Annotated in this window: 12 protein-coding genes; 10 read left to right on the top strand and 2 right to left on the bottom strand. The window is 57.4% G+C overall.

Features of this window, described 5'->3' with window-relative positions; genetic code table 11:
* The 10 genes from F8N49_RS22080 to F8N49_RS22030 form a co-directional block, all read left to right on the top strand.
* Positions 1–804, top strand: an 804-nt coding sequence (locus F8N49_RS22080) for a phage protease (protein ID WP_151552564.1), incomplete at its 5' end; no start/stop codon positions are given.
* Positions 801–1,175 carry a head decoration protein gene (locus F8N49_RS22075; protein WP_256675491.1) on the top strand — a complete coding sequence of 125 codons (375 nt, stop codon included), beginning with the start codon at positions 801–803 and terminating at the stop codon, positions 1,173–1,175. The genes F8N49_RS22080 and F8N49_RS22075, both read left to right, overlap by 4 nt.
* A 12-nt stretch (positions 1,176–1,187) precedes the next feature.
* Complete coding sequence (locus F8N49_RS22070; RefSeq protein ID WP_151552562.1) at positions 1,188–2,168, top strand: major capsid protein; 981 nt, start codon at positions 1,188–1,190, stop codon at positions 2,166–2,168.
* A gap of 3 nt (positions 2,169–2,171) precedes the next feature.
* Entirely contained in the window at positions 2,172–2,606 is a 435-nt protein-coding gene (locus F8N49_RS22065; RefSeq protein ID WP_122692018.1) for a gp436 family protein, read from the top strand.
* On the top strand, positions 2,603–3,049 hold the full coding sequence (locus tag F8N49_RS22060) for a Gp37 family protein (protein ID WP_122692017.1): 447 nt from the start codon (positions 2,603–2,605) through the stop codon (positions 3,047–3,049). The genes F8N49_RS22065 and F8N49_RS22060 overlap by 4 nt, the downstream gene beginning before the upstream one ends.
* Complete coding sequence (locus F8N49_RS22055) at positions 3,046–3,276, top strand: hypothetical protein (protein WP_122692016.1); 231 nt, start codon at positions 3,046–3,048, stop codon at positions 3,274–3,276. The genes F8N49_RS22060 and F8N49_RS22055 overlap by 4 nt, the downstream gene beginning before the upstream one ends.
* A 5-nt stretch (positions 3,277–3,281) precedes the next feature.
* The gene (locus tag F8N49_RS22050; protein ID WP_151552560.1) at positions 3,282–4,706 is read left to right on the top strand and encodes a phage tail sheath subtilisin-like domain-containing protein; all 1,425 of its coding nucleotides are present in this window, start codon (positions 3,282–3,284) and stop codon (positions 4,704–4,706) included.
* Positions 4,707–5,231, top strand: coding sequence for a phage major tail tube protein (locus tag F8N49_RS22045; RefSeq protein ID WP_151552558.1), 525 nt, complete (start codon positions 4,707–4,709; stop codon positions 5,229–5,231). It begins immediately after the preceding gene.
* 657 nt (positions 5,232–5,888) lie between these two features.
* Entirely contained in the window at positions 5,889–7,088 is a 1,200-nt protein-coding gene (locus tag F8N49_RS22035) for a restriction endonuclease (RefSeq protein WP_151552554.1), read from the top strand.
* Positions 7,089–7,122: 34 nt separating this feature from the next.
* Positions 7,123–7,713: a hypothetical protein gene (locus F8N49_RS22030; RefSeq protein WP_151552552.1), complete on the top strand. Its 591-nt coding sequence runs from the start codon at positions 7,123–7,125 to the stop codon at positions 7,711–7,713.
* Positions 7,714–7,732: 19 nt separating this feature from the next.
* Here the strand turns inward: F8N49_RS22030 and F8N49_RS22025 are convergent, their stop codons facing one another.
* Both F8N49_RS22025 and F8N49_RS28090 read right to left on the bottom strand, forming a co-directional pair.
* Positions 7,733–8,287, bottom strand: coding sequence for a hypothetical protein (locus F8N49_RS22025; protein ID WP_256675490.1), 555 nt, complete (start codon positions 8,285–8,287; stop codon positions 7,733–7,735).
* A gap of 49 nt (positions 8,288–8,336) precedes the next feature.
* The coding region (locus tag F8N49_RS28090) for a hypothetical protein (RefSeq protein WP_218574901.1) at positions 8,337–8,530 on the bottom strand (194 nt) is incomplete at its 5' end.

Here is an 8,530-nt window from a genome sequence, read left to right as displayed (position 1 = left end):
GCCACCGTAGCCGCCTACCACCCCACCCTCCACGCCGCGCCCTTAGTCCTCGGCCACCCGAAACACGACGCCCCCGCAGCCGGCTGGGTCCAATCCCTCAGCGCCACCGCCGAAGGCCTCATCGCCATCCCGCAACAAATCGATCCCACCTTCGCCGAGCAACTGGCCGCCGGCAGCTACAAAAAGATCTCCGCGTCCTTCTACCACCCAACCGCGCCTAACAACCCCGTGCCCGGCGTCTACTACCTGCGCCACGTGGGCTTCCTCGGTGCCCAGCCGCCGGCGGTCAAAGGCCTGCGCCCGATCGAGCTCGCCGAAGCAGAGCCTGGCGTCATCCACTTCAGCGAAGGTGCGCCAGCCGCCCCAGCACCGGCACCTCAACCTATTCCGCAAGCGACGCCGATTACGGCACCCGACACAGACACCCTCCAGGCCGAGAACCTGCGCCTGAAGACCGAACTCGCCCAACGCGACCAGTCCGCACGTGTTGCTGTGCAGCAGGCCGTCCACACCGCCAGCGTCGCCTACGCCGAGCAACTCGTTGCCGCAGGCATGAAGCCGCTGCACGCGCCGGTGGTCATCGCCACCCTTGATGCCGCGCAGCTCAGTGCAACGCCGTTGCACTTTGGTGAGGGCGAGCAGCGTCAGCCGTTGAGCGATGGCCTCAAAAGCCTGTTCAAAGACCTCACCGGCGCCATCAGCTTCAGCGAGGTCGCCACCTTGCAGCGCGCCGGCCAGACCGCCTCGCAAAGCACCAACCCGTTGCTGGCCGATGCCGAAGCCCGCACCCAGCGGGGGCAATGACTGTGGCCACTTTCAACCAGCCCAAAGACCTCGGCGACTTGCTGCTGGTGCAAGTCAGCCCCGGGTGGAGCAAAGACCGCGTCACGTTGTTGGGCGGCAGTGATTACGCCCTGGGCCAAGTGCTCGCCAAGGTCGCCCACAAGTACCAGGCCCTCGACCCCAGCGGTGCGGGGCCGGCGAAAAAAGCCGTGGCTGTCTTGGCCGAACGCGTCGACGCCAGCGCCGGCGATGCGCCCGCCGTGGTCATCGCCCGGGGTGCTGTCATTGCGCGGGCAGAACTGGTCTGGCCCGCCGGCATCACCGAGCCGCAACAAACCGCCTCCCTCGACGACCTCAATGCCCTTGGCATCGTCGCCCGCGTCACCCTTTAACGGAGCCACCCCATGAACCTGCAAGACCTCTTCACCGTCGCCAACCTGACCGCCGCCGTTAACAAACTCCCGGCCATTCCCGGCAAGGTCGGCGCCATGGGCCTGTTCGATGAAAAAGGCGTCACCAGCACCAGCGTCATCATCGATGAGCGCGAAGGCCGTTTGGTCCTGGTGCCGAACACCTCACGCAACGACGATCCCGCGCCGGTCAAAGGCAACAAACGCAAGCGCCGCACCTTCGAAACCCTGCACCTGCCCATCAGCCGGCCACTGCTGCCCAGCCAATTGCAGGGCATCGCCGCCTTCGGTCAGGAGAGCGCCACCGCGCCCATGGCCACTGTCATCAACGACAACCTGCAAGACCTCAAAAACAGCATCGAAACTACCCGCGAATTCCAGCGCGTCGGCGCACTGCGCGGCAAACTGCTCGACGCCGATGGCTCGGTGCTGTTCGACCTGTTCGATGAATTTGCCGTCGAGCAAAAGAGCGTCACCGTCGCCCTCAGCAGCGCCGGCACCAATGTGCGTAAAGCCTGCCTCGACGCCAAGCGTCACGCCGAATCCAAACTCGGCGGCGTCATGGTCACCGGCTTTCGCTCGTTCTGTGGGCCGGACTGGTTCGACGCGTTCACCGACCACGCCAAAGTCAAAGAAGCCTTCGCCCACTATCAAGAAGCGCAAGACCGGCTCGGTGGCGACCTGCGCTCGGGCTTCACCTTCGGCGGCATTGAGTTCATCGAATACGACGTCACCGTCAGCGGCCAGCGCTTTATCCCGGCCGACGTCGCCCAGGTCTTTCCGGTAGCGCGCGGTGTCTTCCGTCTGTTCAACGCGCCGGCCAACTACAACGAAACCGTCAACACCCTCGGCCAGCCGTTCTATAGCAAGGCCGAGCCGCGCAAAATGGGCAAAGGCTGGGACCTCGAAGCCCAGGCCAACCCGCTGGCCCTGTGCTTGTTCCCCGAAGCACTGGTCGAATTGAAGGCGGGTTGAGCCATGCGCTACTGCACCCGCGAAGACCTCGGCAACGCCATTCCGTTGATGACCCTGACGCAGCTGTCCAACGACGACCCGGGCGCGCGCCAGCCCGACGAACAGGTTATCGCCAGCAGCGTGCGCCAGGCCGAAGAACTGGTCGACGGCTACCTGCGTGGCCGCTACCACCTGCCACTCGATCCGGTGCCCACCGTATTGCGCGATGCGGTGATTTATCTGGCACGTCACTGGCTCTACCAGCGCCGCCCCGAAGGTGCCTTGCCCGACGCGGTCATCAGCGCACGCAAAGACACGCTCAAACTGCTCGAAAGCATCCGCGACGGCATCGTCACCCTCGGCCTGCCCACGGGACACGCCGTGCCGGAGCCCGGTGAGATCCGCGTGCGCGCACGTCCGCCGCACTTCAGCGCCCAGCTCTGGGCGGGTTACCGATGAGCGCGTCAACCAACAGCCAAACCGAACAACTGATGGACGCCATGCTCGATCGCCTGCAAGCCAGTTTTGGTCAACAGCTGCTGGTCGAGCGCTTCCCTGAAAATCCGCAGCTATACCGCCTCAACCACCCACGCGGCGCCGTGTTGCTGGCCTACGGCAAATCCACGTTCGGCCACAGCGAGAGCACGGGTGCGGTCTTCCAGGCGCGTCAGCTGGTGCTGCGCCTGACGTTGATCTTTCGTCAGCTCAACGGCGCCGATGGCGTGATCAGCTATCTCGACCGCCTGCGCGCCAGCCTTACCGGTTGGTGCCCGCCACACACCGACCAGGCCTGCCGTCCGCTGGCCGAGCATTTCATCGGCCACAGCAATGGCGTCTGGCAATACGCCCAGGACTACGCCACCCGCGCCACCCAACTGCAAGCCTACGAGGGCTGCCCATGAACCTGTCCCGCTACCTCTACACCGGGCCGCCCAGCGGCGTGACCCTGCGCCTGAATGAACACCGTGAAACGCTGGACGTGCAACTGCACCCCGGCCAATCGGTAGAGCTGCCCGCTGCCCACGACTACACCCGCGTGCTGTTGGCGCTCAACCACCTGCAACCATTGCCCACCCCATCCAGACCGGCCGGCAAGACGCCCAAGCCGCTATCCCTCGCCAAGGACTGACGCCCATGCCCGCCAACTACCTGCACGGCATTGAAACCACCGAAGTCGAACGCGGCCCGCGCCCCATACGCGTCGTCAAATCGGCCGTCATCGCCTTGGTCGGCACAGCGCCCGCCGGGCCCATCAACGAACTGACCCTGTGCCTGAACGACACCCACGCCGCCCAGTTCGGCCCGCACACGGCCGGCTACAGCATTCCCGAAGCCTTGCAGGGCATCTATGACTTTGGCGCCGGCACCGTGCTGGTCGTCAACGTGCTCGACCCGGCCATTCACCACAGCACCGTCACCGAATCGCTCAAATCGTTCGCCGACAACAACACGCTGCAACTGCAACATGGCGACCTGCAAAGCCTGAAACTCACCCCCGTCGATGGCGCAGCAACCTACCAGGTTGGCATTGATTACACCGTGTCGCTGCACAGCGGCGAGGTCACACGGCTGCCCACCGGCAGCATCCCGCTCGATGCCCACATCAACGCCGAATACAGCTACACCGACCCGGGCAAAGTCACCCCTGCCGACATTATCGGCACCCTCAACCCAGCGGGTCGGCGCACCGGCCTCAGCGCCTTTCAAGACAGCTACAACCAGTTGGGCTTCTTCCCGAAAATCTTCATCGCCCCGGGCTTCAGCACGTTGGGCGCAGTCACGGCGGCCCTGGCCGTTGCGGCCGGCCAGGTCGGCGGCGTCGCTTACGTCGATGCACCGATCGGCGCCACCGTCCAGCAAGTGCTCGCCGGGCGCGGGCCGGCAGGAGACATCAACTTCAACACCAGCAGTGACCGCGTACGCCTGTGCTACCCGCACGTCAGGGTCTACGACGCGCCCACCAATGGCGAGCGCCTGCAACCGCTCTCCATCCGTGCCGCCGGCCTGCGCGCCAAAGTCGACCATGATCTGGGCTATTGGTGGAGCAGCTCCAACCAACCGCTGCTCGGCGTCATAGGCCTGGAGCGCCCACTGACCGCGCGCATCGACGACGCCAACAGCGAAGTCAACCTGCTCAACGAAAACGGCATCACCACCGTCTTCAACGCCTTCGGCACCGGCCTGCGCCTGTGGGGCAATCGCACCGCCGCATGGCCCAGCGTCACCCACCTGCGCAACTTCGAAAACGTGCGGCGCACCAAAGACGTCGTCGACGAATCCATCCGCTACAGCGCGTTGCAATTCGTCGACCAGCCGATCACCACCGCGCTGATCACCAGCGTCACCGAAAGCGTCAACCTGTTCCTGCGCAAACTCATCGGCGAAGGCGCCTTGCTCGGCGGCGAATGCTGGTACGACCCGGCGCGCAACCTCAGCACCCAACTGGCGCAGGGGCACGCACTGTTCAACTACAAACTCAGCGTGCCGCCACCGTTCGAACGCGGCACCTTTGAAACCGAAATCACCGGCGACTACCTCGTCAACCTGGGGGCTCTGTAAATGGCAGGCTTTAGCGCACACCGCATCTCCAACGCCAACCTCTACCTGGACGGCGCCAGCTTCTTCGGCAAATGCGAAGAGATCGACTTGGGCACGATCAAAACCGTTATGAGCGACTTTCAGGGGTTGGGCATGGTCGGGCTGATCGAACTGCCCGATGGCATCGACAAGCTGGAAGGCAAGATCACCTGGAACAGCCTCTACACCGAAGCGGCGCGAAAACTTGTCACCCCATTCAAGAGCGTGCAGTTGCAGTGCCGCTCGAACGTGCAGGTGTTCAATAACGGCGGGCTGGTGAATGAGGTGCCGTTGGTGACGACCATGACCATCACGGGTAAGGAATACCAGTTGGGCACGCACAAACCACGTGACCCGACGAAGTATGAGACGCCGTTTTCAGCGACGTACGTGCGGCAGATGATCAATGGTGAAGAGGTGGTGTTGCTGGATTATTTGGCGAATATTTTTCGGGTGGGTGGGGAAGACCAGTTGACCAGATACAACAAAAACTTAGGCACCAACTAAATGTAAGCGCCGCCGGCAGCGGCGTTTACCCTAATTGAAAAAGTTTTCAGGCCATAAAAAGTCAGGCAAATGTCTACGTATGAGATCTGCCTGCGCTTGATATCCCCGAGCCTCTAGTTCGCGCACGAAATGAGGCCATGGGGGGATATTGCTGGTGTAGACATTGCTTGACGAAGTTGACATCCCGCCGCCTTCTGAGGTGGAGAGCCCACCATACTGGGAAGTGGAGAGTCCACCGTACTGGGAAGTCGATAACCCCCCGTACTGAGACGTAGATAGCCCGCCGTATTGAGACGTCGATAGCCCTCCATATTGCGAGGTAGACATACCACCGTACTGGGAAGTCGATAGCCCACCGTACTGGGACGTAGACATCCCTCCATACTGGGACGTAGACATTCCCCCATACTGTGACGTTGATAATCCTCCGCCTTGCCTGGTGCTCAAGTTGCGCGGCCAAACCTTCATATTTTCGATTACAGGTCTAGGCATTGATTTTTTTCAACCTCCTAATAGCTACCACCGGCATTGGCGCCTCGAGCCTTAAGGTCTAGAAAAATGACTTATCAAGGAACGTGCACAGGAGAGTAGCTTAATCCTACCAATATGCCACTACGTCCCCTATGATTCAGTAAATTCCTAGCTAGGGCATCGACCATGAATAATTACAGGAAAAGCATGCCGTGTGATTGGACGGACGAAGACGTCGAAAATGAAATCACTCTAATACGCAACTCAATAAAAGCGTGGGCTGAAAAATTAGACATTTGGTTTGATTGCGGCTTCAAATCTCACTTAGATCACTTTCAATGCGAGCCGTCTGAAGAACCTATTGTAACAATGTTTTATGTTGATGGAGGAATAGACTCCATAACCTGTAGCGAACTGGATACCGAATTTTCAGCTCTTTTGGAGGGCTTAGGTTATTGGTATGAGCAGGAGGACTCTATTATGGTAGGGATTTATGCTACCGACGAGGGTCGCTCAGAAAAGTTTAGAGAGTATTTTCATTGGCAGTGGGTATGTAGCCTGCTTGTGGAAGACACTGGCGATGTATATGAGGAGCTTTTTAGCCATTTCTCTAAGCGACCAGAGGATCTGCACAAGTTGCATTGGCGCGAATTCGAAATATTATTATTCAGAATCTTCCAAAACCATGGTTATAAGGCTTTTCTTGGTCCCGGCAGTTCCGATGAAGGAGTGGATTTACGACTTTGGCAAAGGAACCCTATAGGCGATGTCTTGACCGTGGTTCAAGCAAAAACATACGCGCCAAAAAATAAAATTGATTTGGTTCCAGTTCAAGCGCTTTATGGAGCTAGTAAAGCCGAAGGTGCACACCAATCTCTTTTTGTAACGACGTCTAGTTACAGGCCGGCCGCACATAAATTCGCAGCACGAGTTTCGGGTGAGCTTCGTCTTGCGCAAAAAGACGACATCGTTTCATGGTGTGAAAAAGCAACGGACGGTGTCATAGTAGACAAGTCAACGCTTGTTGAGCGGGAAAAAGTTGAGCGCCTTCTTGCTCTGCTCGCACATTATCCGGATGCGAGGATTGTCCACGCTACGTGGGGATACAATATGATCCACAATAGTTATGCAGTTGTAATAAAGGAAACCCGGCATGCAGCATTGCTGTTAACTATCGGGAATCGGGAGATATCTAACGATGGCTATGGCACTAGAGGAACTGAAGTTCCGCGCCTAGACATATCCACTATGACGTTCTTCAATGAAGAGGGGGTGGTTCGTGCAAAGCGAAGTGTTGATGAAAGCGGGCGTGTTAGCTATTGGGACGGGGATCACTATTACACTCCATGGGGTAAACGCCCCAATAGCTTCGATTATATGGATTGAAGAGTAATATTTTACAATCTGGGATCAACATAAAGTGAACCTGATGAAGCAATGTGATGAGTGCAAAGAATCGATAAAAATCAACGCTACGCGATGCCATCATTGCACCGTGCTGCAAGATTGGCGCCGCCTTATCAAAATCCCCTTGATTATGCTCACCGTGATCCTCACGGTTGCATCAATATTTTCTTCCGAGGTCATAAAAAAGATTACAGATCCAAAGACTGCCATCATTCAGTCCGTGATCATTGACGGTAGTAACCGTGAAGTCGCGTTTATGGTTACAAATGAGGGCTCCCGCGCTGCAACTCTATCTAATGTAAAAATCGAGGGCCTGACAACTGAAGGTTACTCAGCAAGCTACCTTATGAAAAGCGATTTGGATGGCAAGCTGTTGGAACCAAGTCATACTTACAGAGGTTTAGCCACTGGGTATATTATTCCAAAGCCGGTCGAGCACCAGCGAAGTATACCGCTCAAAGAAATTTACGGATTTGCCGATAACTGCCGCTTGCTCATTGAATATGTAGATATCAATGGCCAGCACATAATTCGCCCTTACCCGTTTATGTGTGACCCAATCTCCGCAAATCCTAAGGGCGGGCTAAGCTTAGGCCCACAGTGAGTTCCAGTGTCCAAAGCCACTACTCTCGATGCCATCGTAGCGCACTGATGCTAATAAATTGTCTAAGGGCTAGTGCGCCTCGCACGTTCCTCGCTACAGATCCAGGCTTCGTCAGTGCAGAAACTACCACGTCACGATCAGCTTGATACATAGCATAGGCATTGAATTCAGAATCAAGGAGTACTAACAAGACCGCGTCGAAAGGCTTCGTCAAATCGATGGAGCCCAACCTACCGGCAAGCCTCGCCGGGTCGGCGATGCAGCGTCCTTTAATTTGAATTCTGCTTAAATGTTCACCTTGAATTTCAGTTGCGTCATAACCGGCCTGTCTGGCGCAATGCAAGGTCAGACCTAGTTTCGTCGCTGCTTCATATTCAGCAACTTCACCAGTGACCCCTAACGGCTTGCCGGTAAGCTGGTAAAAGCGTCGTGCGAGTATCTTTGCATCTCGCAGAACCTGGAGAATTTCAGCTTCTGCATTAGCGGTCGAAGGCGGAGTGTCATCAGGCGTTCGAGTTTTATTCAAAGCGGCCCCTTCATAATCCGTGGCTCCAAAATAGCCTGCTTGATACACCGATGCATGACTTGGGAAAAGTTATTGCTCTTCGATGATTTGAAACTAGTCAGCTGATTTTAGACGTAAGTGAGCGTGCATAACTTTTCAGATGCACCATCGCAGCCGACTCAACCGGTAAGCCCCTCAACTCTGTCGACCGTTCTTCACCATTCGGTAAATAGACCGTCAACGTATCCCCAAGCACAGTGTAGGAAGCGGTGTAAGTGACTCCATCATGCTCAAGGGTGATTTCTTCATCCA

Origin of the sequence: Pseudomonas sp. GXM4, from assembly GCF_008923895.1 — a bacterium.
Taxonomy (GTDB): Bacteria; Pseudomonadota; Gammaproteobacteria; order Pseudomonadales; family Pseudomonadaceae; genus Aquipseudomonas; species Aquipseudomonas atacamensis.
The sequence above is the reverse complement of the archived record's forward strand: the minus strand, read 5'-3'. Positions and strand labels throughout refer to the sequence as shown.